At 40.3% G+C, this 22,934-nt stretch carries 18 protein-coding genes, 18 tRNA genes, 1 rRNA gene and 3 pseudogenes; 35 read left to right on the top strand and 5 right to left on the bottom strand.

The window, feature by feature from the left end; translation table 11 throughout:
* Window positions 1-2 precede the first annotated feature (2 nt).
* The 30 genes and pseudogenes from rrf to EDD57_RS15190 form a co-directional block, all read left to right on the top strand.
* A 5S ribosomal RNA gene (rrf, locus tag EDD57_RS12265) occupies window positions 3-119 on the top strand.
* Between the two features lie 79 nt (window positions 120-198).
* Window positions 199-273 (top strand) — tRNA-Asn (locus tag EDD57_RS12260).
* 1 nt (window position 274) lies between these two features.
* Window positions 275-351, top strand: a tRNA-Thr gene (locus EDD57_RS12255).
* A gap of 4 nt (window positions 352-355) precedes the next feature.
* Window positions 356-432, top strand: a tRNA-Glu gene (locus EDD57_RS12250).
* 18 nt (window positions 433-450) lie between these two features.
* A tRNA-Val gene (locus tag EDD57_RS12245) sits at window positions 451-526 on the top strand.
* Between the two features lie 6 nt (window positions 527-532).
* Window positions 533-617, top strand: a tRNA-Tyr gene (locus tag EDD57_RS12240).
* A 13-nt stretch (window positions 618-630) separates the two neighbouring features.
* Window positions 631-705, top strand: a tRNA-Gln gene (locus tag EDD57_RS12235).
* A 25-nt stretch (window positions 706-730) separates the two neighbouring features.
* Window positions 731-803, top strand: a tRNA-Lys gene (locus EDD57_RS12230).
* A 13-nt stretch (window positions 804-816) separates the two neighbouring features.
* Window positions 817-891, top strand: a tRNA-Gly gene (locus EDD57_RS12225).
* A 114-nt stretch (window positions 892-1,005) separates the two neighbouring features.
* Window positions 1,006-1,082 (top strand) — tRNA-Glu (locus EDD57_RS12220).
* A gap of 18 nt (window positions 1,083-1,100) precedes the next feature.
* Window positions 1,101-1,176 (top strand) — tRNA-Val (locus tag EDD57_RS12215).
* A 6-nt stretch (window positions 1,177-1,182) separates the two neighbouring features.
* Window positions 1,183-1,267, top strand: a tRNA-Tyr gene (locus EDD57_RS12210).
* Window positions 1,268-1,281: 14 nt separating this feature from the next.
* A tRNA-Gln gene (locus EDD57_RS12205) sits at window positions 1,282-1,356 on the top strand.
* 25 nt (window positions 1,357-1,381) lie between these two features.
* A tRNA-Lys gene (locus EDD57_RS12200) sits at window positions 1,382-1,454 on the top strand.
* A gap of 13 nt (window positions 1,455-1,467) precedes the next feature.
* Window positions 1,468-1,542, top strand: a tRNA-Gly gene (locus tag EDD57_RS12195).
* 4 nt (window positions 1,543-1,546) lie between these two features.
* Window positions 1,547-1,620: transfer RNA gene (locus EDD57_RS12190), tRNA-Gly, on the top strand.
* A 4-nt stretch (window positions 1,621-1,624) separates the two neighbouring features.
* Window positions 1,625-1,699 (top strand) — tRNA-Asn (locus EDD57_RS12185).
* Window position 1,700: 1 nt separating this feature from the next.
* Window positions 1,701-1,777: transfer RNA gene (locus EDD57_RS12180), tRNA-Thr, on the top strand.
* A 4-nt stretch (window positions 1,778-1,781) separates the two neighbouring features.
* Window positions 1,782-1,858: transfer RNA gene (locus EDD57_RS12175), tRNA-Glu, on the top strand.
* Between the two features lie 349 nt (window positions 1,859-2,207).
* Window positions 2,208-3,113, top strand: a complete 906-nt coding sequence (gene rocF / locus EDD57_RS12170) for an arginase (RefSeq protein WP_131849702.1) — start codon at window positions 2,208-2,210, stop codon at window positions 3,111-3,113.
* Window positions 3,114-3,323: 210 nt separating this feature from the next.
* Window positions 3,324-4,166, top strand: a complete 843-nt coding sequence (kynA, locus tag EDD57_RS12165) for a tryptophan 2,3-dioxygenase (RefSeq protein WP_131849708.1) — start codon at window positions 3,324-3,326, stop codon at window positions 4,164-4,166.
* A gap of 20 nt (window positions 4,167-4,186) precedes the next feature.
* Window positions 4,187-5,461 (top strand): kynureninase, encoded by a 1,275-nt coding sequence (gene kynU / locus EDD57_RS12160; RefSeq protein WP_424205898.1) that lies wholly within the window; start codon window positions 4,187-4,189, stop codon window positions 5,459-5,461.
* A gap of 177 nt (window positions 5,462-5,638) precedes the next feature.
* On the top strand, window positions 5,639-6,457 hold the full coding sequence (gene cdaA, locus EDD57_RS12155) for a diadenylate cyclase CdaA (protein ID WP_424205896.1): 819 nt from the start codon (window positions 5,639-5,641) through the stop codon (window positions 6,455-6,457).
* Window positions 6,454-7,401, top strand: coding sequence for a CdaR family protein (locus EDD57_RS12150; protein ID WP_131849700.1), 948 nt, complete (start codon window positions 6,454-6,456; stop codon window positions 7,399-7,401). The genes cdaA and EDD57_RS12150 overlap by 4 nt, the downstream gene beginning before the upstream one ends.
* A 32-nt stretch (window positions 7,402-7,433) precedes the next feature.
* Window positions 7,434-8,792: a phosphoglucosamine mutase gene (gene glmM, locus EDD57_RS12145; protein WP_131849699.1), complete on the top strand. Its 1,359-nt coding sequence runs from the start codon at window positions 7,434-7,436 to the stop codon at window positions 8,790-8,792.
* Window positions 8,793-9,158: 366 nt separating this feature from the next.
* On the top strand, window positions 9,159-10,985 hold the full coding sequence (glmS, locus tag EDD57_RS12140; RefSeq protein WP_131849698.1) for a glutamine--fructose-6-phosphate transaminase (isomerizing): 1,827 nt from the start codon (window positions 9,159-9,161) through the stop codon (window positions 10,983-10,985).
* 74 nt (window positions 10,986-11,059) lie between these two features.
* Window positions 11,060-11,902 carry an arylamine N-acetyltransferase gene (locus EDD57_RS12135; RefSeq protein WP_165873806.1) on the top strand — a complete coding sequence of 281 codons (843 nt, stop codon included), beginning with the start codon at window positions 11,060-11,062 and terminating at the stop codon, window positions 11,900-11,902.
* A 170-nt stretch (window positions 11,903-12,072) separates the two neighbouring features.
* Window positions 12,073-12,372, top strand: a pseudogene (locus EDD57_RS15195) (GNAT family N-acetyltransferase); the annotation flags it as partial.
* Between the two features lie 52 nt (window positions 12,373-12,424).
* The gene (locus tag EDD57_RS15010) at window positions 12,425-12,556 is read left to right on the top strand and encodes a hypothetical protein (protein ID WP_279388965.1); all 132 of its coding nucleotides are present in this window, start codon (window positions 12,425-12,427) and stop codon (window positions 12,554-12,556) included.
* Between the two features lie 12 nt (window positions 12,557-12,568).
* Window positions 12,569-12,676: pseudogene (locus tag EDD57_RS15190) on the top strand (hypothetical protein); the annotation flags it as partial.
* 413 nt (window positions 12,677-13,089) lie between these two features.
* On the opposite strand, the gene EDD57_RS12120 reads toward EDD57_RS15190, so the two are convergent.
* Together EDD57_RS12120 and EDD57_RS12115 are read right to left on the bottom strand one after the other, a co-directional pair.
* On the bottom strand, window positions 13,090-14,364 hold the full coding sequence (locus EDD57_RS12120; protein WP_243649542.1) for an agmatine deiminase family protein: 1,275 nt from the start codon (window positions 14,362-14,364) through the stop codon (window positions 13,090-13,092).
* 108 nt (window positions 14,365-14,472) lie between these two features.
* Window positions 14,473-14,934: a MarR family transcriptional regulator gene (locus tag EDD57_RS12115; RefSeq protein WP_131849704.1), complete on the bottom strand. Its 462-nt coding sequence runs from the start codon at window positions 14,932-14,934 to the stop codon at window positions 14,473-14,475.
* A gap of 552 nt (window positions 14,935-15,486) precedes the next feature.
* Here EDD57_RS12115 and EDD57_RS12110 point away from each other — a divergent pair.
* A complete protein-coding gene (locus EDD57_RS12110) occupies window positions 15,487-16,629 on the top strand; it encodes a basic secretory protein-like protein (RefSeq protein ID WP_165873805.1) in 1,143 nt (380 codons plus the stop codon).
* A gap of 228 nt (window positions 16,630-16,857) precedes the next feature.
* Here EDD57_RS12110 and istB read toward each other — a convergent pair whose 3' ends face one another.
* Genes istB through EDD57_RS12095 form a run of 3 tightly spaced genes read right to left on the bottom strand, consistent with a single transcriptional unit; the run spans window position 16,858 to window position 19,104 of the window.
* Complete coding sequence (istB, locus tag EDD57_RS12105) at window positions 16,858-17,601, bottom strand: IS21-like element helper ATPase IstB (protein ID WP_131849694.1); 744 nt, start codon at window positions 17,599-17,601, stop codon at window positions 16,858-16,860.
* A complete protein-coding gene (gene istA / locus EDD57_RS14660; RefSeq protein WP_131849693.1) occupies window positions 17,598-18,938 on the bottom strand; it encodes an IS21 family transposase in 1,341 nt (446 codons plus the stop codon). The genes istB and istA overlap by 4 nt, the downstream gene beginning before the upstream one ends.
* Complete coding sequence (locus tag EDD57_RS12095; protein WP_131849692.1) at window positions 18,889-19,104, bottom strand: hypothetical protein; 216 nt, start codon at window positions 19,102-19,104, stop codon at window positions 18,889-18,891. The genes istA and EDD57_RS12095 overlap by 50 nt, the downstream gene beginning before the upstream one ends.
* 227 nt (window positions 19,105-19,331) lie before the next feature.
* On the opposite strand from EDD57_RS12095, the gene EDD57_RS12090 reads away from it, so the two are divergent.
* The 4 genes and pseudogenes from EDD57_RS12090 to EDD57_RS12070 all read left to right on the top strand — a co-directional run.
* Window positions 19,332-19,583, top strand: a complete 252-nt coding sequence (locus tag EDD57_RS12090; RefSeq protein WP_243649543.1) for a lipoprotein BA_5634 family protein — start codon at window positions 19,332-19,334, stop codon at window positions 19,581-19,583.
* A 48-nt stretch (window positions 19,584-19,631) separates the two neighbouring features.
* Window positions 19,632-19,856 carry a hypothetical protein gene (locus tag EDD57_RS12085; protein WP_131849691.1) on the top strand — a complete coding sequence of 75 codons (225 nt, stop codon included), beginning with the start codon at window positions 19,632-19,634 and terminating at the stop codon, window positions 19,854-19,856.
* 450 nt (window positions 19,857-20,306) lie between these two features.
* Window positions 20,307-21,323 (top strand): ETX/MTX2 family pore-forming toxin, encoded by a 1,017-nt coding sequence (locus EDD57_RS12080; protein ID WP_131849690.1) that lies wholly within the window; start codon window positions 20,307-20,309, stop codon window positions 21,321-21,323.
* A gap of 842 nt (window positions 21,324-22,165) precedes the next feature.
* Window positions 22,166-22,566 (top strand): annotated as a pseudogene (locus EDD57_RS12070) (transposase); the annotation flags it as partial.
* Window positions 22,567-22,934: the final 368 nt, after the last annotated feature.

Below are 22,934 nucleotides of genomic sequence, written 5' to 3'. Positions count from 1 at the left end.
AGTCTGGTGATGATGGCGGAGGGGATCCACTCGTTCCCATCCCGAACACGACCGTTAAGCCCTCCAGCGCCGATGGTACTTGGACCGCAGGGTCCCGGAAGAGTAGGACGTCGCCAGGCTATATCTTTTAAAATGATAGTATAAAATATTCTACATATGTATATTTTATATATTGTCAAACGCTAGGATTAGTAGTATTCCTCAATAGCTCAATGGTAGAGCGCCCGACTGTTAATCGGTAGGTTGCAGGTTCGAGTCCTGCTTGAGGAGCCATGCTTCCTTAGCTCAGTTAGGCAGAGCGCTTCCATGGTAAGGAAGAGGTCACCAGTTCGAGCCTGGTAGGAAGCTCCATCATGGCCCGTTGGTGAAGCGGTTCAACACACCAGCCTTTCACGCTGGCATGCAGGGGTTCGAATCCCCTACGGGTCACCAAGAATTTCTTAAAAGCATGGACGCTTAGCTCAGCTGGGAGAGCACCTGCCTTACAAGCAGGGGGTCGGCGGTTCGATCCCGTCAGCGTCCACCATAGTATGGAGGGATACCAAAGTGGCCAAATGGGGCGGACTGTAAATCCGCTGGCTTCGCCTTCGTAGGTTCGAATCCTACTCCCTCCACCATTTTTTTTATTTTTGGGAAGTAGCCAAGCGGTAAGGCAACGGACTTTGACTCCGTCACGCGAAGGTTCGATCCCTTCCTTCCCAGCCATTCTATTATTTAAACATCTTAGTGAGAGCCATTAGCTCAGTTGGTAGAGCATCTGACTTTTAATCAGAGGGTCGAAGGTTCGAGCCCTTCATGGCTCATATTTGATTTTATGCGGAAGTGGCTCAGTGGTAGAGCATCGCCTTGCCAAGGCGAGGGTCGCGGGTTCGAGTCCCGTCTTCCGCTCCAAAACTTCATTGAATTTGAATGAGGCTTTTTTTATGTCTAAATATATTTTTGAAAAAAATATTGACTTTCTATAAGGACATAGTATAATAAATTTCGTTAGTTATTTCGTTATATGGCCCGTTGGTGAAGCGGTTCAACACACCAGCCTTTCACGCTGGCATGCAGGGGTTCGAATCCCCTACGGGTCACCAAGAATTTCTTAAAAGCATGGACGCTTAGCTCAGCTGGGAGAGCACCTGCCTTACAAGCAGGGGGTCGGCGGTTCGATCCCGTCAGCGTCCACCATAGTATGGAGGGATACCAAAGTGGCCAAATGGGGCGGACTGTAAATCCGCTGGCTTCGCCTTCGTAGGTTCGAATCCTACTCCCTCCACCATTTTTTTTTATTTTTGGGAAGTAGCCAAGCGGTAAGGCAACGGACTTTGACTCCGTCACGCGAAGGTTCGATCCCTTCCTTCCCAGCCATTCTATTATTTAAACATCTTAGTGAGAGCCATTAGCTCAGTTGGTAGAGCATCTGACTTTTAATCAGAGGGTCGAAGGTTCGAGCCCTTCATGGCTCATATTTGATTTTATGCGGAAGTGGCTCAGTGGTAGAGCATCGCCTTGCCAAGGCGAGGGTCGCGGGTTCGAGTCCCGTCTTCCGCTCCATAATGCGGGTGTAGTTCAATGGTAGAATATCAGCCTTCCAAGCTGATTGCGAGGGTTCGATTCCCTTCACCCGCTCCACTGTTCCTCAATAGCTCAATGGTAGAGCGCCCGACTGTTAATCGGTAGGTTGCAGGTTCGAGTCCTGCTTGAGGAGCCATGCTTTCTTAGCTCAGTTAGGCAGAGCGCTTCCATGGTAAGGAAGAGGTCACCAGTTCGAGCCTGGTAGGAAGCTCCATCATGGCCCGTTGGTGAAGCGGTTCAACACACCAGCCTTTCACGCTGGCATGCAGGGGTTCGAATCCCCTACGGGTCACCAAATGGTATTCCCTTTATCCCGATAGTTCAGCTATTTGGGATTTTTTATTTTTTACAAGGCAAAATGCTTTTATAGTACGTATGTCCGTATCTTTTTTTAAAGATTGAATATTACGAATATAACAGGTGTCCTGTATAAATATAATTCACTTCAGAAGGTCTATTAATGGATGTTGCTGAAAATATGATAGATAAATTTGTGTTTTTTTTAAACTTTCCTTTTTTTATTCTTCTATATGCATAAATATGTCATAGAAGGTGGAGGATGGTAAAATGTCTTACTAACCCAAGTTTTTATATGGTAAACTTAAATTGTTCAATTCTTCTTTAGTAGCAAGGAGATGTAATAGATGATAAAAAAACAACCTATCTCAATTATTGGAATGCCTATAGATCTTGGACAAGGCCGTCGTGGTGTGGATATGGGGCCTAGTGCAATACGTTATGCTGCACTCCAACAAACGATTTGTGATTTGGGTTTTGAAGTAGAAGATCTAGGAGATATACCTATTCCAAGTCCGGAGTCCTTAGAAATCTCTGATCAAAACTTAAAATATTTGCATGAGATTGCTCGGGTGTGTGAAGAGCTTGCTAATCGTGTTTCTGGAGTCATACAAAGAAAGCGCTTTCCTCTGGTGCTTGGTGGAGATCATAGCATGGCTATTGGCACAGTTGCAGGTGCGGCGAAGCATTATCAAAATATGGGCTTAATCTGGTATGACGCTCATGGGGACTTAAATACAGGCGATACGTCTCCGTCTGGTAATATTCATGGGATGTCGATGGCAGCTAGCCTAGGAATAGGTCATCCATTGTTAACTCATTTGGGAGGCTTTGCGCCAAAAGTACGTCCGGAGAACGTTGTATTAGTTGGTGCGAGGGAGTTAGATCTTGGGGAGCAACAATTAATCCGTGATCTAGGGATTAGAGTATTTACGATGCATGAGGTGGATCGTTTGGGTATGGCTCGCGTCATGGAGGAAACGATCCAGGTTGTAAGTAACGGCACAGATGGAGTTCATCTAAGTTTGGATCTGGATGGCTTGGACCCTTCAGATTGCCCAGGTGTAGGGACCCCTGTTCCAGGAGGAATTACGTATCGAGAAAGTCATCTAGCTATGGAAATGTTGGCGGATTCGGGGATTCTTACATCAGCTGAGTTTGTAGAGGTAAATCCTATTTTAGATCAGTCCAATCTAACAGCGAAGGTGGCTGTTGCACTGATTAGTTCCATGTTAGGAAAGAAAATCTTATAATCCTTCATAAGACGAGGTGGATGGCTATACTTGCTGTTTACCTCGTTTATTTTCGAGTGGATTTTATTTTTCTGTAGTTGTTCTCAATCAGGTGCTTATGTTGTAAAATACTATTAGTTATTTACAGAATGTTTATTTTATAATTAATAGTCATATTATATTTGTAGTTTTAAATTAATAGAGAAGGTAGTGGCGAAGATGACAGAAGAAATGAAGGAAAGATTAGAGCAAATGGGTTGTCCTGCAGGAGTTCATACAAATTTCCGTAATGATATGACCTATGGGGATTATTTACGGCTAGATCAAATCCTAGATGCACAACACCCTCTTTCGAATCATCATGACGAGTTGTTGTTTGTTGTGATCCATCAGACTAGTGAACTGTGGATGAAGCAAATGATTCATGAGCTTCAAGCGGCCATCCAACATATCGTTTCTGACAATATATCTTCTGCTTTAAAAATGTTATCAAGGGTATCCAGAATTCAGTCGCAAGTTATTCAATCTTGGGATGTACTGTCCACTCTAACACCGGCGGAGTATATCGAATTTCGAAATTCGCTCGGCCAATCTTCTGGCTTCCAATCCTATCAATATCGAATAATTGAGTTTTTTTTAGGTAAGAAAAGTACTCCTATTATGGAGATTTATAGCCATAAAGATGAAGTGAAGAACATGTTAGAAGGTGCTTTGGAGCGCCCGAGTTTATATGATGTCGCAATCCAAGCGTTAGCAAAAGAAGGATTCCAGATTTCTTCTGCTGTCCTAGATCGTGACTGGACCAAGACATATAAAGCGGATGAAAGCGTAGAAGCGGCTTGGTTAAAGATTTATCAAGATGTAAACCGGTATTGGATCTATTATCAACTAGCTGAAAAATTGGTTGATGTGGAGGATTGGATGCAGCAATGGCGTTTTCGCCATATGAAGACTGTGGAGCGGATTATTGGCTTTAAGCGGGGAACAGGTGGCTCACCGGGAGTGCCGTACCTTCGTAGCACAATGGAGCATCGCTTCTTCCCTGAGCTATGGGACTTGAGAACCAAACTATAGATGATGAAAGGGGAACCATGATGATGAAATCAACTCAAGAGGAAGCAGTGCGCTTTGATCAGCAAGATATACTATCCAAGTATCGGAATGAATTTTATTTAATACCAAATCAAATTTATTTGGATGGTAACTCTCTGGGTTTGTGTTCAATAAGGGCAGAGAAGACTTTCTTGGAGACGTTTGAATCTTGGAAGAGAGATCAGATCGACGGTTGGTCCAGTGGAGAATATCCTTGGTTTTACTTAGCAGAAATGTTAGGAGCTAAGATGGCCCCACTTGTTGGAGCGAAAAAGGAAGAGGTTATCGCGACTGGGACGACTACCGTGAATTTGCATCAATTAATCGCAACCTTTTATCATCCAGAAGGGAAACGCACCAAAATCATAGCAAATGATCTGGATTTTCCTTCTGATATCTATGCGATTAAGAGCCAACTTCAGCTACATGGTTTGGATCCAGAAGAGCATTTTCTGTCTGTAAAAAGTAGGCAGGGTCGGTACATCGATGAAGAAGATATCATTGCGTGTATGCAGGACGATGTGACTCTGATGATATTACCCACGGTCCTATATCGAAGTGGCCAATTGTTAGATATTGAACGTCTTACTCGAGAGGCTCATCAACGTGGAATCTTAATTGGACTTGATGCTTGCCACTCTGTTGGGGCTGTTCCCCACCATTTTCATCAGTGGGGAGTGGATTTTGCGGTTTGGTGTTCTTATAAATATCTAAATAGTGGCCCGGGTAGTGTGGCGGCGATATATGTGCATGAAAAACACTTTGGCACGGTTCCTGGACTGGCTGGATGGTTTGGCTCTGATAAAGAGCGTCAATTTGATATGAGCCATGTATTCGAACCTTCTAGGCAGGCAGGGGCCTATCAATTAAGTGCTCCATCTATTTTGAATGCGGCCCCATTGATTGGCTCTCTATCTATGTTTGAAGAGATAGGGATGGGGTCTATCCGAGAGAAATCATTATCGTTAACCCGATATATGATGTTGCTAATCGAAGAAGAGCTTCAAGGATGGGGCTTTGTGATCGGAAATCCAACTGAAGATCATCGTAGAGGTGGCCACATTTCTCTTGAGCACGAAGAAGCGACGCGTATCTGTAAAGCGTTAAAGGAAGCAAACGTGATTCCTGATTTTAGGGCTCCTAATGTGATCCGATTAGCGCCAATTGCTTTATATACATCGTATCAAGATGTATGGGAAGCAGTACAACGGTTAAAGTCAATCATGGTTGAGGGGAAGCATAAAGTCTACTCCCATGAACGAGGCGTTATTGCATAGGACAGAGGATTGACAATAGGAGGGCTCTCTTTTATAAGGAGAGTCTTTTATTATTACGCCTCGATTAGGATTGTCTACTTTGGACGATATGTTTTTATTGTTTCTCTTTATTGTGTGAAATCTTTTTGTTTATTTGAAGCATAATATATCCATAATGAATGCGTTGGAGGAAACAATGTGCAATCATTGGTAGGAATAACGAAGTACATAAATGATTTTATTGATATATTGATCGTGAGTTTCCTTATCTATCAACTATTGACGTTATTACGTGGGACGAGAGCTGTTCAGTTGCTAAAGGGAATTAGTGTGGTTGTTTTTTTATGGTTGTTAAGTAATTTTCTTGAGCTACGTACGTTACGTTGGCTCATTGAAAACTTATTGTCAGTGGGCCTTATTACGGTGATTATCATTTTCCAGCCTGAACTACGAAGGGCGTTAGAGCAGATTGGAAGAAGAGGCTTCTTTACAAGGGGACAAATAGCTAAGGATGAAGTAGTGACTCGAGTTTCGGGGGAAATAACCAAAGCGGTTACTTATTTTTCTAGCAAACGAATTGGTGCATTGATTGTGATTGAACGGGAGACGGGACTCTCTGATTACATAGAATCAGGAATTGAATTACAGGCGAAAGTAAGTAATGAATTGCTACGAAACCTTTTTTTGCCGAGTTCCCCCTTACATGATGGTGCGGCTGTGATTCGAGTGGATTCGATCATGGCGGCAGGATGCTTTTTACCATTGAGCGAGAACCCTTCTATTAGTAAAGAGCTGGGCACAAGACATCGTGCTGCTATCGGAATGAGTGAGGTTTCAGATGCGTGTGTGGTGACTGTGTCTGAAGAGACTGGCCAAATCTCGATCGCTGTGGGTGGTAAATTAGAACGGGGTATTTCAGAGGATCTTATATTTGAACGTCTATATCAACAGATTCAACCAAATTCGCCAACGATCTCTATATTCCGGAGTTGGCGTGAGCGAAGAGGGAAGAAATGAACAAGTGGCTAGAAAATAATTGGGTCATTCAAGTGATTTCGGTGTTGTTAGCAGGGGTTTTATGGTTTATGGTTCATTATTTTAATAAGGATCAAGAAGGGGCTGGAAATGATACCCAAAGTAAGATAGTCCCTGTAACCGCAGAATATGATAAAGAGCACTATGAGCTCATACAGACCCAAAAAGAAGTGACGATCATGATGAGTGGAAATCCTTTCTCACTTCAATATGCTTCTTCTCGGATCCGGGCTCAAATTCGGGTCGATGAACCGATTGTAGAGGGAGAACAACGCAGTGTCCCTGTGATCGTAACAGGAGTTCCCTCTGGAATTAAAAATACGGTCCATCCAGATAAGGTTACGGTTACTTTATATAAAAAAAATCCCAACTTGGCGTATCCATTTATCTCAAAAGAAATTCCCATTCAGCTCACTTATCCGAATAAGGACCTTTCTGTAGAAGTGGTGGAAATAAAGACTGATCCATCTAAGGTTACGTATTATGGAAATCGCCCTATGTTGGAGTTATTAAATAAAATCGATCTTCCAGTTGAGTTACCAAAGACAGAAGGTGTGTATCGATTTCGCGCAAAGGTTCCCAAGCCTGTAGGAGTCGAAAAAGTGGAACCCATGGACGTAGAAATTTATGTTAAAATGAAGCGGTCTAACCCAAAACAGATCAAAAATATTCCGATCAAGTCCATCAACGTAAAAGAAGGACTTGAGGTACGGATTATCACACCTAAAGCAGTGGATGCTTCTGTATCAGGAGCACCTAATCTACTAGATGCATTACAAGCAGATCAAATAGAGGCAGTATGTGATTTGGATAACCTTTCAGAAGGTGTTCACCAAGTCCCAATACAAATAACGTTGCCGAAGGGGATTATGTTGGAAAGCCAAAGCCCAGAGAAAGCGATGGTTGAGATTCGACGAAAATCGTAGTTTGCTGGGAAATGAGCAAGGAGGAGAAATAAGTGGGTAAATTTTTTGGAACGGATGGTGTTAGAGGGGTTGCTAATCAACAGCTTACACCAGAGTTAGCATTTCGTTTAGGAAGAGCGGGGGCGTATGTGTTAACTCGCGGGAAAACGAGTCCGCTCATCGTGGTGGGGAGAGATACTCGCCTCTCAGGAGAGTTGTTGGAATCTGCATTGGTGGCAGGAATGCTTTCCATTGGGGCTAATGTAGCCCGTTTGGGTATCGTGAGCACCCCAGGTGTAGCCTTTTTAATCCGTCATCTACAAGCAGATGCAGGTGTCATGATTTCTGCTTCTCATAATCCTTTCCCGGATAATGGTATTAAATTTTTTGGAGCAGACGGCTATAAGTTATTGGATGAGACGGAAGCGGAGATTGAGCAATTGCTTGAGATGTTAGAAAAAGATCCAGCTAATGACCCAATTCCACGGCCAATTGGAAAAGAAATTGGGCGGATATCTGACGAGAGTGACAGTATTGATGCATATCTGGAACATCTGAAGTCAACGATTGATACGGATTTATGTGGGATGCATATCGTGGTCGATGGAGCAAATGGAGCGGCTTATGAATTGGCGCCACATTTATTACGAGATCTAGGAGCAGATGTGACAACGATTGCCGTAAATCCTGATGGTGTAAACATTAATGTAGATTGTGGCTCTACTCATCCAGAACGGCTTCAGCAAGAGGTAGTCAGACAAGGGGCACACTTGGGCCTAGCATTTGATGGAGATGCTGACCGTTTAATCGCGGTAGATGAAAAGGGTGATGTGGTCGATGGTGACCAGATTATGTTTATCTGTGCTCGCTACTTTAAACTAAAAGGGTTACTCGCAAAGGATACCATCGTCACAACGGTGATGTCTAACTTCGGATTCTTTAAATCGACCGGAGAAGCAGGAATTGCTACAGAACGTACTGCTGTGGGTGATCGCTATGTGATGGAAAAAATGCGTGAGGGTGGATATAACTTAGGTGGAGAACAGTCTGGACATATTATCTTCCTAGAGCATAATACGACAGGGGACGGTATGTTATCTGCCATTCAACTCCTACGTGCCATCAAAGACGAAGGAGAAACCTTGTCCAATCTAAAAGATAAAATGCACAAGTTTCCTCAAGTGTTGAAAAATGTACGTGTGGCTTCGAAAGAGGGCTGGGATACGAATCCAGTGATTCAACAAGCCATTCAAACCGTTGTGGATGCACTAGGCGAAGAAGGTCGTGTCTTGGTACGCCCTTCCGGTACAGAACCACTTATTCGGGTGATGGCAGAGGGGCCGGATCATGCACAATTAGAGGAATATGTTTCCCAAATTGCGGAAACGATTTTGCGTCAATTAGGTGAATAGTGGTGAGTGCGATGTCCATAACAGGGATATCGCACTTTACTTTTTTTAGACCATTGAATAGTATGGAATATGACACATAGAGGATAGAGTTGCCAGAGACAAATAATCCCCTATCGTGTTATAATTTTTTTCTGTTGTCAAAGCGCCAGAACTGCAGGGTGATGCAGTTGACGAGGTGGAGGATGATCGAGTGTTCGGCGGATGCCTCCCGGTATTGCGTCAGTGCCGTGGAATCGTAATACAAACCGATTGGGTGACTAATCGAGCAAAGATTACGATATGATGCAAATGCTCAAGCGGAGCATGAAAGAAACGATATGGAGTAATAGCACTTGAACGTAACAGAATAATAGGAGGTTTTCATCTATGTGCGGAATTGTTGGGTATATTGGTGGGAAACAGGCTCAATCTATTTTATTGGAAGGATTGAGCAAACTTGAGTACCGTGGATATGATTCTGCGGGTTTGGCGATCTATAACGGACAACAGTTGAATGTTGAGAAATCCAAAGGTCGCTTAATGGATTTAGAAACAAAGCTAGCGACGAGTGGATTACAAGGTTCTTTAGGAATCGGGCATACTCGCTGGGCAACTCATGGGAAACCATCGGATGAGAATTCCCATCCTCATGTGGATCATGATGGGAAGTTCGCGATCGTTCACAACGGGATTATCGAGAACTACATTGAGTTAAAAGAAGAGCTTATCGCAAAGGGGTACCGGTTTACTTCTCAAACCGATACAGAAGTTCTTGCTAAGCTATTAGCGGATCATTGGGACGGCGGATTACTGAGTACCGTTCAAAAAGTGGTAGCTCGTTTGCATGGAGCTTATGCTCTCGGTATTATTAGCGAATATGAACCTGACAAAATGATTGCGGTTCGTTATGCAAGTCCATTGGTAATAGGAATCGGGGAAGGCGAAAACTTTATTGCTTCCGATATCCCAGCTATTTTAAAGCACACACGTGATGTATATATCATGGAAGATGGCGAGATGGCTGTTATCTATGAAGCTGGTGTGGAATTGATGATGATGGATGGAACACCGATCAAGCGTGAAAGTATGCGTGTAGATTGGGATATCGAAACGGCAGAAAAAGGTGGTTTTGACCACTTTATGATGAAAGAGATTTATGAGCAACCGAAGGCGATTCGTGATACACTCGCAAGTCGTGTGAAAGGAAATATCGTTGATCTTTCTCAGGAAATTGGGCTCACATTAGAGCAGATTCAGAACATCGAGAAAATCCACTTTGTTGCTTGTGGCACAGCATATCATGCTGGTTTAGTTGGTAAGTATGTACTTGAAGATCTTGCTCGCATTCCGGTTGAATGTGATGTAGCATCTGAGTATCGTTATCGCAACCCAATTATCACAGATCGTACTTTAGTAGTGGTTGTTTCTCAATCTGGTGAAACGGCTGATACACTAGCTGCATTACGTGAAGCGCAAAAACATGGTGCCCGTGTGATGGCGATTACAAATGTGGTCGGTTCTAGCGTTGCACGTGAAGCAGACGATGTAATCACGACTTGGGCGGGTCCAGAGATTGCCGTAGCATCTACGAAGGCATACACTTCTCAGTTGATTGCCATTTATCTACTAGGCCTCTATTTTGCACAAGCGAAAGGCTACAAATCTGCTGAAGAGCTACAAGGAATCGTAACCGATCTTCTTACCCTTCCAGAAAAAGTGGAAGAGGTACTAAAACAAGAGAAGACAGTTGAGGCATTTGCACGTAGCATTGCTAAGCATAACAACCTATTCTTCTTAGGTCGTGGGTTGGATTATGCTGTAGCGTTAGAAGGGTCTTTGAAGTTAAAAGAGATTTCTTATATTCATTCCGAGGCATATGCAGCGGGTGAGCTGAAGCATGGTACGCTAGCGTTGATCGAGGATAACATTCCTGTTATCGCTCTAGCAACACAACAATCTGTATTTGAAAAAACGGTTTCCAATATCCAAGAAGTAAAAGCACGCGGAGCCTATGTACTTGGTTTAGCGGTTGAAGGGGACACTGGTTTAATCAAGTCTGTGGATGAAGTAATCACGATTCCACAAGTAAGTGACCTCTTTGCTCCAGTCTTAGCAGTGGTTCCATTGCAACTTCTTGCTTATTATGCTTGTGTAGAACGTGGATATGATGTTGATAAACCACGTAACCTTGCAAAATCCGTAACAGTTGAATAATCATCGAAATGCCGTTCCCCTTTAGATATGATGTCTAGAGGGGATGTTTTTATATGAGTAAGGAGAAGATATGGATGAAGGCGATATCTACAGCGGCAAGCAGGTACTTAGAGTATATGGGCCTTTCGGTGGAACCAGCTAGTTATGAGTACCTCTCTCGCATTAGTCATGCTCATTTGAATACCTTTCCGTTTGAAAATATTAGTAAGCTCATTTCGCATCGAGACAACGTTGGAAGAGGATATGAAATCCCTTCATTGGAGCAGTTTGTAGATGGCTATGGCCAGTTTCATTTTGGTGGTACTTGTTTTACTCAGAATTCCAATGTCATTCGGCTATTAAAGGAACTCGGTTTTGACAGTTATTGTGTCTTGCTTGAGGACAACCATATGGGGATCATAGTTATATTAGATGAAGAGCGAGTTTTTCTAGACTTTGGCGTAGCTGCACCTATATTTAAGCCGATTTGTTATGAAAGACCTGGTGAAAATATAAGTGAATTTGGTGATGATAAAGTTTATTTATTACCTCTTTCCCTACAAGAACACAGATACAAATTTGTTCGTTATACAGATGGTAAGCAAAGCGGAAAGGAATGGGAGTTTTTCGCACGTAAAAAATACAAACCCTCCGATTTTCTCCCGGCACTACAATGCTCGTTCCAATTGAAGTCTACCTTTATGTCAGCACTAAGATGCCAATTATGGCAAACCGGTCAGAATCGAAATGTATCACTATTGAATAATAAATGCCGAATTCGTTATGTTGACCGGGGGCTAGAAGAAATACGGTTTGCCACTGTCCAGGAAATAGAGGAATTTGTGGCTGAGGAATTGATGTTACCTAAGTTACCAGTGAGACAAGCAATCGATGTTTTAAATGGATTAGGCATTGATGTTTTTGCAAATGACAAGTAATGAATGAGAGATGAGAAGGTGAATGATGGTGGGAGATTATGACGATACAAAAGTGAAGATAGAAAGTAAAACATCTACATTCGATTAGTTGAGGAAGAAGATGTAGGTGAACTATTAAAGTTTGAAGTAAAGAATCGGGATTTTTTAGGAAACAAGAGGACTCTGAGTACACCCTTCAAAGTCAATGGAAGATTGTAAAAAAAGCGATTGAAAAAGCTCAAACAGATCGGGGATATTTGTTCTTGATTTATCAACAACAGTTAGATAAGTTGATTGGCAAAGTCATGCTCAATCGCGTCATGAGACAGCATCTACAAAGCTGTTGGATCGGTTATATTAATGGTAGGGGATATATGTCCAAAACAGTAAAAATGGCAGTGGACTACGCTTTCCAAGAACTGAATCACCATCGTATAGAAGCCGCTGTTCTGCCTCATAATATGGGGTCTATTTACGAATCATCGAGCTAGGAGATCGGATAACATCCATCCAACTGAGGGAAAATTTTCGGAAGAAGAGGATATGCTACAAGCCATTGAAAGACTATCGGATTCCATTAGACCAGAGGGAAATGGCGAACTCGTTTCGATTACAGGTGCTCGCCAAGAGTATTTTGATTACTTAGCCAAGAAGAACGATCTGGTTCATACTTGATTTCCTAAATTTGATGAATGGATGGGCGGACTAGGACGGGGCTGGTTATACATACTGGCCGCCTGTCCATCGGTCGGGAAGACGGCTAAGATGCTCCAAGGAATCGCCACGACACTATAATTCAAGAAACAAAAGAATCTCTTTATCGATTGCTTTTTCCAAATGATGAAGAAGTTACGCAACTATATAAACCAGACATCCACAAGACACGTCCTTATCGATGCCCCACAACTGGAAAGACCTTTGGTAGCGCAAAACAGTAGTGGAGAGTATGATTCCACACATGATTAAAGGCAATATGAGAGCTGAGAAAAAAAGCTGAGAGAGATGATGTCAGGAGAGGCATACCAAAAGGGGATTTTGTAGGGGGGTATCAATTGGACCGCTAATGCAGAAGAGTTTACTGGCGGATATTTACGGATAGAGATTTAAGAACTTGCTATATCCGCTGATGATCCATGAAGAAAACGCCATTCTCTCAGGTTGTATACTGAAAAGAATGGCGTTTTTTTGATTGGGTATATTCCTTTTTCTTAGCTTGATGGCGATGTACCGTGCCCCCTAGTTGATGGTACGTTACGAGTATTACAGTGAATCCCCCCACCATAAAGATTAAGGGCAAGTGTATCAATTGCTATTACAGTTTTTTCTGGAAAGGCATTTTGTAAAACATGTAATGCAAGCTCATCTCTTTCTTTCACTTTTTCAGACATTCCTAGTCTGTAATATTTCTGAGCTAAAACAATATCATTAGCAATTAGGAAGTTGCAATAGCTTAATGCTGGCAATGCCTTGACCGATCCAGTTGGAAATGTAGATCCATCTAGCATTTTCCCTTCTAAAAACTCTGATCCTAATGTCAAGGCTTCATACACATCATCATCAGGATTAATATTAATATATACAGGTTCTGGGGTAGGCATTTTAATAATGTTAAATGGTTTACCGTCTAAAGTAGTGGCTGACTCTAATACTTTAAGAGCCTCATCTAATCTCTCTTTGTTAAGCCTATGAAGTTCACTGCTCTCTGCTTCTTCATCAGTAATATGAGCTATTAAAATCGTATCTTCATTGACAAAACGACACATTTCATCTATATGGCCATTGGCAGATCCAGATCGATAGGCTGTATATTGGTTATTTTCATCTGGAATCGGGCCAGCAAACATATGCTCATCATCATAAGTAGCTCTCGGGATCCAAATAATTTTTTCTAGATTAAATAGCTTTTTAAATTCTGCTTCTACTTCTTCTTTTAACCAGCCGCTGTTTCTCTTATTTACTTCCGTATCTTCAATTGTCATCATGATTCCTTTTCCGTTAAACTCATGATCTCCCCCTTCACTAATCAATCTTGTAAAGAAGGCATCCTGTATTCCTAAATAATTAGCATGAGCCTTATCAAAAGCCTCTAGATTTCTTGACATGGGGTGTCCTTGTGGCAAATATCCATAACAATTAAATGCGAAGTCAACAAAGGCTTTATTTCCAACAGAATCAACAACAACCTGGGCTCCAAAGTCTCTAGCATAGATATTCAAATAAGGATAAATCATAAATTCCACTTTTGAAGTATCTATATTTTCTTGATTCAGTCTATTAATAACATGTGATTTAAGCTCTTCTCTATAGCAAGTTATAATAACCCTCACATGACCTAAAAGATTTTTAACAATTTCCACACAAACCTTATCTCTATCAAATTCATTAGTGCTTGTAGCGTAAGAAGTTGGTGGCCAAATCAAGATAACTGACTCTTGCTGTTCAAATTCCCCTGGAACTCGAAAGTTCATATCTATTGCTTTCAATTTATTATACCCCTTAATAGAAAAAATTTTGCAAAAATCATTTTTAGACATAAAAGACTTAATGAAAATCAAAATAAAACAATAACAATAACTATATAACATAAAAATCTATACACTTGTTTCAGAATTATCTTGAGTTGATTCCTGTCTCATTACCCCTTGAAGCTTTTGAACTGAAGCGAGTATATTTGATAATTCTTCATATGATAATTTTGAATAATATTTATCAAACATTTGTTGATAAAATGAATCTAGCTCCTTTTTGTACATAAGCCCATTCTCTCCCAGTTCAATAGAAAATAGTCGCTTATCGTCGGTATGTTGTTTTTTTATGGTAAATCCTTCTCTTTCAAGTCTCGATAGTTGTTGACTTACAGCACTTTTGGTTATACCCATTTTTTTAGCCAGTTGAGAAGGAGAAGAGGAAGGTTCTCGAATAATCAGTGTAAGCAATACATGTTGTTGATGATTTAACTTGAATTTATTTAACTCTCTTTCTTCTCTTTCCAAGAGAGTCCAAATGCTCTCTATTATCTGATTGATCTGTTCAACCACATTTTGACTTTTCATGGCTTCTTTATTCAATCATTTACCTCCTTAATATAATTTAGTTATGTTAACTTAATTATATAGATTCCTTTTTACCATGTCAAGGAATTCTTAAAAAATGAGGCTGTGTTGAAAAAAAGTGAGGGAAATGAAAAAAGCCTAAAATGTCCTCTGAATGGGGAATCTAAGCTACTAAATTAAAGAGATTTTGTATGGAATTTACTTCATCCGAGGCAGAAGGTATGGACAGTTCTCTCTTTTTTGCAACACAATCTCTGGACGCAGTAAAAAAGGATTCCATTGGATTTGAAATATATTCCATCATGCCGTTATTGAGCATGTAAAGAAAAGTGTTCTTTTTGTTACATCTGATTGAGATTACGTTTCATGACGATGGCTAATTTTTGCCCCGATGTACAAAAACACCCTAATCCTTCTTCTTTTCAAAAAAACTTACAAAGATGTAATTTACTTGTAAGATAAATGAATAGCACCACCACCTCCATCTATGCTAAAAATAAATTAACACTAGCCAAAAAACGATTATTAACATACATGAAGGGGATAACGACAATGAAAAAAAGCATGATTGCACTCTCTGCAATTTTTGTATTGGTTAGTCAAGCTAGCTATGCTGCTGCTCAGCCTGATAAGGTACAAACTACGAAAAAGGCCACTTCTCTGCAGAAAAGTGATCAAGACAGACACCAAGCACCTACTAGGAAAGATGTACCGGCGAAAGATGAAATTAAGCTGATTACGGAATTTAAAACGAAAGTAGATCCTGCTTATGCCAAAAAGATTCAATCTGCAGCTAGCTATGTAGAAAAAGTAATTATTCCGAATATGGTGAAAAATATTGGCAATCCAAAAAAAGTGAAACAGACCAAGATTGTGATAGAGCAAGAACACTGGGATACCCCTGAAAAAGAAGCTGAGGCTTTCGATGGAGGAGTCACTTTTTTTTACTCGGGTACTAAAAATTATGTAGAGAATCAGTTTAGAAATGTTATAATTCATGAAATGCACCATATTTTAACAGCAGATAAGCATTCTTTACCAGACAATTTGGTATCCCCATGGCCACATTGGTTAGTAGAAGGGCTAGCTGACTATGAAATGTTGAATTATGCGAAGCAATACGGTGGGGAAATTTTTAAAGCTCTTCCTACCAAGAAAGAAATTGCTCATAATCCTATAGATAATTCGTATCTAAGTGGCTATCAATATGCAGTACCTTTCATTCAATATTTAGAGGAAAAGTCACCTGGTACTATTCGTTTTTTCTACAACATGAAGTCTGGAGATGACTTTCAGAAAAAGTTTAAACAACGATTTAAACAAGATCCTACCTCTATCTGGTTTAAAGAATTCTTAGGACAAAAAGAGAATATAGTATTTGAAGAAAAGGGAAAAGCGACAACAGAAACAAAGAAAGTGGAACAAGAGATTCGAAGAATGATCCAACAATATTTACCAACATATATTAAAATGAAGAATATTTCAGCACCCTTTTATCTAAAAACTATTTTTCAACGTACTTCTCAAGAAGTAACTTTCCAGATTATAACATCAGACATCATCCAAGAAAAACAATTCAAGTATAGTGATTTAGACAAATGGCTTTCAGATAAAATTGTTAAAACGGAAACCGGACAGGAGGTCAAAGTGGAAGATTTTTTATTAAATAATTTGTATATATCAGATGATGAATAGATAGATATGGGAAAGGGAGATCTTATTATGAAAAAATTATTAAGTATTGGATTAGCATTAGCTCTTTCACTTGGAGTTCTATCAGGTTGTTCTTTATACGAAAAAGATATATATATAACAAAGCTTACTGTAAACGTCAACTAAAAAGTTGACCACCTTGATCATCAAAAAATTGACCACCTAGATAATAAATATACCTACCCTTCAGGGTGGGTAACTTTTTGATGATCAAGCTCTTTGCATACTTTGTTTGAAACGGTAACTTTCTCCGTTCATTGCAAAAATATGCGAACGATGAGTGAGTCTGTCAACAAGGGCAGCCGTCATCTGTTCATCTTTAAAAACTTGATTCCAAGAGGAGAAGTCGAGGTTACTTGTAATGATCATGCTTCCTTTTTCGTAGCGAGTGGAGCAGAACTGGAATAGGAGCTGTGCTCCTGTTTGGCTAAGGGGAACAAATCCTACTTCATCTAAAATGATAAGATCTGCCTTCATCCACTGTCTTTCTAGCTGGAGGAGTCGCTTTTCGGTCTGAGCCTCAATCAATTCATTGCATATCTTAGCGGCCGTCCAAAATTGGACGGAATATCCGTTTTTACATGCTTCTGTGCCTAAGGAAATGGATAAATGAGTTTTACCTGTTCCAGAACTACCAATGAAAAAGATATTTTCGGCAGACTGAAGATACTCAGAACGTGAGAGTTGGAGGACCTTTTGTTTATTTAGTGAAGGAATCGCTGTAAAGTCGTAGTCCTCCAGAGTCTTCATCATGGGGAACTTGGCTTTTTTGATTCGAAGGGCAATCTGGTTGGCATCTCGATTCACGACCTCCTGCTCAAATAATGCAAGCAAGAATTCTTCATAGGGAACCTGACGTTCAGTTGCATCTTTTACTACTTCCTTGTATAGCTTTTTGATCGTAGGAAGACGGAGGCGCTTCAGCGCTTCGTCCAATAACATCGTGGTACTCAATGAAGAACACTCCATTTCTGATAGAGCTTGTTGTATTGCTTCAAATCTGGGGTTTTGACTTGGATTTTAGGAACAGTACTCTCTGTACCAAATGTAATAGGGGGTTGTCGATGATCCGAAACAGATTGACTAAAAAGTAGCTGTCGAATCGCATCATACTGAATCATTCCTTTATCCCAAGCCTCTTTTAATGCTTTTTCCACCAATGCAGGCTCGAATTCACGGTGAAGAAGAAGGATGCGAACAAACTCTTTCATACCTTGAGAATGTAGTCGTAGCTTGTCTTGAAATTGAGTATAGATAGGTGGAAGATCTGCTTGTTTTAGCGGTCTAGCATACAAGACTGCTCCCGGTCTTTGAAGGAGAAGATCGAGATAGTGATCGTAGTTGAGAATCTCTTGATTACGCTCAACACATCTCCGATGTGTCGCAATAAGTTCATCTTTGTAGTAGAACTCAACATGCTCCGCAAAGATTTTCCCTGTTAGTTCGGAAGAAGCATAGCGAACAGGAACCGAGTAAAAATTTTTCTCAAAAGCAACCATAGATAGTGAATTGCTTTTTACATATCTTTCTCGGCAACAAGCTAATGGACGGGTTGGAAGAGGCAACATGCTTGCTTTGTCCTCTTTGTATGCATCACCGACGGTACGAGAAGTCCGAGGAACGAGAGTTTTCTCATAAGCTATACACTTGTCAAGGAGCATTTGATTTAGCTCTTCTAAACTAGACACAGACGGTACTGGAGTGAGATATTGCTTTCTGACTATCTTCACCAGATTTTCCACTTGTCCCTTCTGGTTTCCTTTTGCGAGATCGCAAAAATGGCTGTTGAAGAGGTAATGCATTCTGAGTTGGATAAAACGATCTTGCTCTTCTCGGTTCTTCCCTTCCAATACTTTTTTTACGGCAGTCTTTAAGTTGTCGTAAGTAACCGTACGAGGAACGGCTTCAAAGAATTCAAAAGCATCGACATGCCCCTGTAGGGGAGCCTCTTGTTGCTGATGATGAAATACTTTAACAAATATCCTGCGACTGAATGTACACCGCATACAAAATATTTGAACTTTAATCTGCTTACCTTGAAGGAGTACGTAAGCCTCTCCCCAATCAAATTGTGCGAATTCCCCTGGTGAAAACTCCAATGGAACAAAGGCGTCAGGCTTTGTATTTCGTAGCTTTCTCACATAAGCCCGTACAGTAGATTCTCCCCCGGCGAATCCGTATTCCTCTACCAATCGGTCATAGATTCTCTTAGCTGTATGCCGTTGCTTTGGAGGAGCAGATTCATTGACGAATCCATTCCAGAATAATGTCCTTATAATCCCCCATAACATGCAATTTCTTGGGCTTTGTAAGTTTGTACTTAGGCTTCTCCGTTGAACGGAGAGCCTTACGTATAGTTTGACGTGAATATCCCGTTTCTCGTGAAATTTGACGTATGGACTTTTCTAGTAACACATGTTGCTTTCTGATAAACTCATAGTTGGCCATCTGTAGCATTTCCTTTCCTCCCATATCCTTTTCGACAAATTTCAGGATACAGGAAAGAGATGTTCAGGTGGTCAATTTTTTTATGAGCGATGACCCTCTAGTGGTCAACTTTTACGTTAGCATTTACAGCTTACAAAGATAAAAGATAAAAAGGTCCTTGTAATAGCTAAAAAGATGGTGAAGAGCTTGTCAAGAAAAAATTATTTAAAAAGGGCGTTGGTGGAAATGCAGACGACATAACCGATGGAAAAGTAATTGATAGGTTACCAGCTATATCAGAAGAACAAGGGATATTATTTGCTAAAGACAAAGTAGAAAAGGCCGAAATAAATGGGGCAAAATTAAAGTATGAAGGTAACATAGTTATCGAAAATCAGCGTGTCTATGCTGACATGTATGCAATTGTCAATGAAACGACTTACAAAAAAATTATAGGTGAAGAAAAGTCTATAGGTATATTAAAACCTCGAGATGAGCAAATCTGCTAACAGAAATATCCAGTTCCAATAGACAGACTACGGCTAGGCCGCATTCAGTTGATACAACTAAGATGGTTGTACAATACAGCATTGGAGCAACGAAAGTTTGCTTATCGGCATCGAAATATTTCGGTCAGCTATAGTATGCAACAAAATGAATTGCCTCAACTCAAGAAAGAGCTTCCGGATTTCAAGCAGGTACAATCACAAGTGTTGCAAGATGTTCTACGCCGTTTAGATAAAGCATTCAAAGCGTTTTTTCGAAGGATCAAGGCGGGATAGAAGGCAGGTTACCCACGTTTTCAAGGAAAACATCGTTATGATAGCTTCACCTATCCACAAAGCGGTTTTTCTCTTGAAAATAAATATCTGCAGCTATCTAAAATTGGGAATGTGCGTATCAAGTGTCATCGGCAAATAGAAGGAAAGATCAAAACGGAAAACTATACGAGAAAATCTAACGATAAAGGCTCTTACTTTGAAGTCGTGTAAACAAAGTAAGAGCCTTATTTTTTCTAGCTATTTTTCAATTGAGTCTTGATTTGGCTTATTGCCGTTTTCTGTTCCACTGCGCCCTATACCCCTAGTAGTGGTAATCCCTATTCGTTTTTGTCACAGATATTTCGTATGTAGTATGTTTCGTGTATATAAATTAATTCTATTTTATTATATATTTATTTATAAGGAGAATATTTAAATGTATTTTTACATAACAAGGAGAGGTTTAATAATATGAAGAAGTCAAATATGAAAAGGATTATACCAACTGCTGTCTTAAGTACAGCTATATTGTTATCTCCCGTACAGGTTTTTGCTTCGGAACAGTATGCAGGACAGAAAGCGTCAATCACAACAGCACAAAAAAACGCTGGCATGAAGTCTAGTGATGTAGTAAATAAAGAAGTAATAAAGAGAGATATCGCTGAAAGATTAAAGAACTATGTAACAGAGGGTATCCCGGAGGGAGATCTTCGATCGAAGATGAGGAATCAAATGGATCGACTGGTAAATAATTGGACTCCTCAGTATGAAAATACAGTGAACAATATTTCAGTGGACAATGTAAATATCGACAGCTATAAAGATGATAACTTGGAACTAGGATCCTTGAGGAACGGTGGGTCAACACCTCAAACACTCAAAATCCCCGGGACTACAAAAAAGACAACTTCTTCTTTCACGTACTCCAATCAAGAGGGAGTAAAGATAGGCGGGGGTGCTGATGCAAAGGTAAGTGTAGGTGTTCCATTTATCGGAGAGGGCGGAGCAACAGTTAAATCTTCGTTTGAATTTTCTTTTACCCATACATCATCGAATACAGACACTACTGAAACGACAGTCACCTATCCAGAACAAACAATTAGTTGTCCAGCAAAAACTCTCTGTAGCATGTCGATTAAAACTTCACAAGCAAATTTTTCTGGGATAATGGGAGTAGATCAAAAACTTGCCAATTTCGACAAAATTGCTGATCGGAAACTTTTTCTTAGATATCCATTAAATTTACATGAACTATACGAAAGAACGAGTAGCAAGATCCCTCTCCCTGCGGGTGTGACATTGAATGATAATGATGTTATTTTCAAAACAGGTGTTCCATTTAATGGAGTTGCTGGGCACCTTACAGCGGCAGAATATACAGAAGTAAAATTGGAATCAATGGATGGGAAGAAAAAAGTAGTTATGCCTTTGAGACTATATCAGATTCCACAAAAACGAGCAGAAGTTCTAAAACAGAAGGGATTCTAACACTTTGCTTCACGGATACAGCTGGAGGTCCCTTTGGTGGAAATAGCGAGTCTGTTGGCTTTATCAACAAGTGGTCCAATAGTTCCCTTTTTAATCCAAGTGAACACTACGCTGAGGCAGAGTCATAAATTCTAGTCAAACCTTTTCAAAAAAGTCCTATAAAAAGGGAGACAAGCTTCAGTATAACAATCCAGATGTTCATTACATTACAGATGTCGTACAACTAAAGCCAGCTGATCGATTAAGTGGGCTATTTCTCAGAGACAACGTATTTCCACCATGGTTGCCAGATGGAAGTGGTGAAGCAAACTATACTGAGAACTATGATCTGTTCATCTTTGAGTACGATAATGATGCACAAAATATTCATCTAAACGGTTTCTATCTTGATCAGTTTATCGACAATCTGAAGAAGGAGAAAATTATCTCTGGTAGGACGGTTAAGGTTGTTGCTCATAGCATGGGTGGATTGGTAGCAAGAAATGCTATTGAAAATCTAAATCCACGAACATATCGAGCTTACAAACCATTGGCACTCCTTTCGCAATCGGAGTATCGGATATGAATAGGGAGACTATTTGTCTTTGGAACAACGTTATCAAGAATCTTGATACAGGTTGTCGGACACTATCGGGTAGCCAATCTTAGAAAAACATATCCAATTGCCATGAGACCTTCGAGTAATCTCTCTGTAGCCGCAATAACTGGAAATGTAATTGAAAACAGAAGAAGAAACCATATAGGTATACCAGACTGTAGACAATGTCTAACCACAGACAGGGTCTACAGTTTTTTTGTCGAATTCTAAATATATATAGAATCGACTACATGGAGGAATTTTTGTGTTATCAAAACACAGAAAAGAAGGGCGAAATAAACAGGAACTCATAGCTTTAGAAGAGCTGGTCCCTGCGGAACATTTGGTTCGCAAAATTGAAAGTAGTATCGATTTTGATTTTATTTATGATTTGGTAGCAGATCGATATTCTTTAACCCATGGTCGACCTAGTGTCCACCCCGTAGTTCTTGTGAAAATAGCTCTTATCCAATATTTATTTGGTATCCGTTCGATGAGACAGACCATTAAAGAAATCGAAACGAATGTGGCATATCGCTGGTTTATCGGATATGGATTAAAGGAATCAATCCCTCATTCACTACATTTGGGAAGAACTACGTTCGACGATTCCAAGATACAAATTTATTTGAAGAGATCTTTTATCGAATTCTCCAAGAAGCTATGTTGATCCCGATAGTGAGGTATAGAGGGCCTTATATTGGAGTTTTTTATTGGTGGGGTTCATGGATAAAGTGAACCCCACTTTTTTATTTTTTCCAACGCAGTAAAAAGGTTGAGTAACATTGATTACAATATCCATATTTTGACCACGTTAATGGTTTCTCCAATAATGGGGCGATCATTTTTTGTGTATTTGTAATCTAATGTTGTACTCCTGATCTTAGGATGACATAAGAGATAGAATAGTATCGTTCTGTCTAACCAACGCAGTAAATTCGGTTTAACCCCCGAAATATTGAGTGGATCTCTCTTATTCTCTGTAAATCGTAGATTTAGATATTATTCATTTAGTGTACTATACATTTACAACG

Origin of the sequence: Baia soyae (assembly GCF_004341445.1) — a bacterium.
Lineage (GTDB): Bacteria > Bacillota > Bacilli > Thermoactinomycetales > Thermoactinomycetaceae > Baia > Baia soyae.
This window is presented reverse-complemented; position numbering and strand designations above follow the sequence as displayed.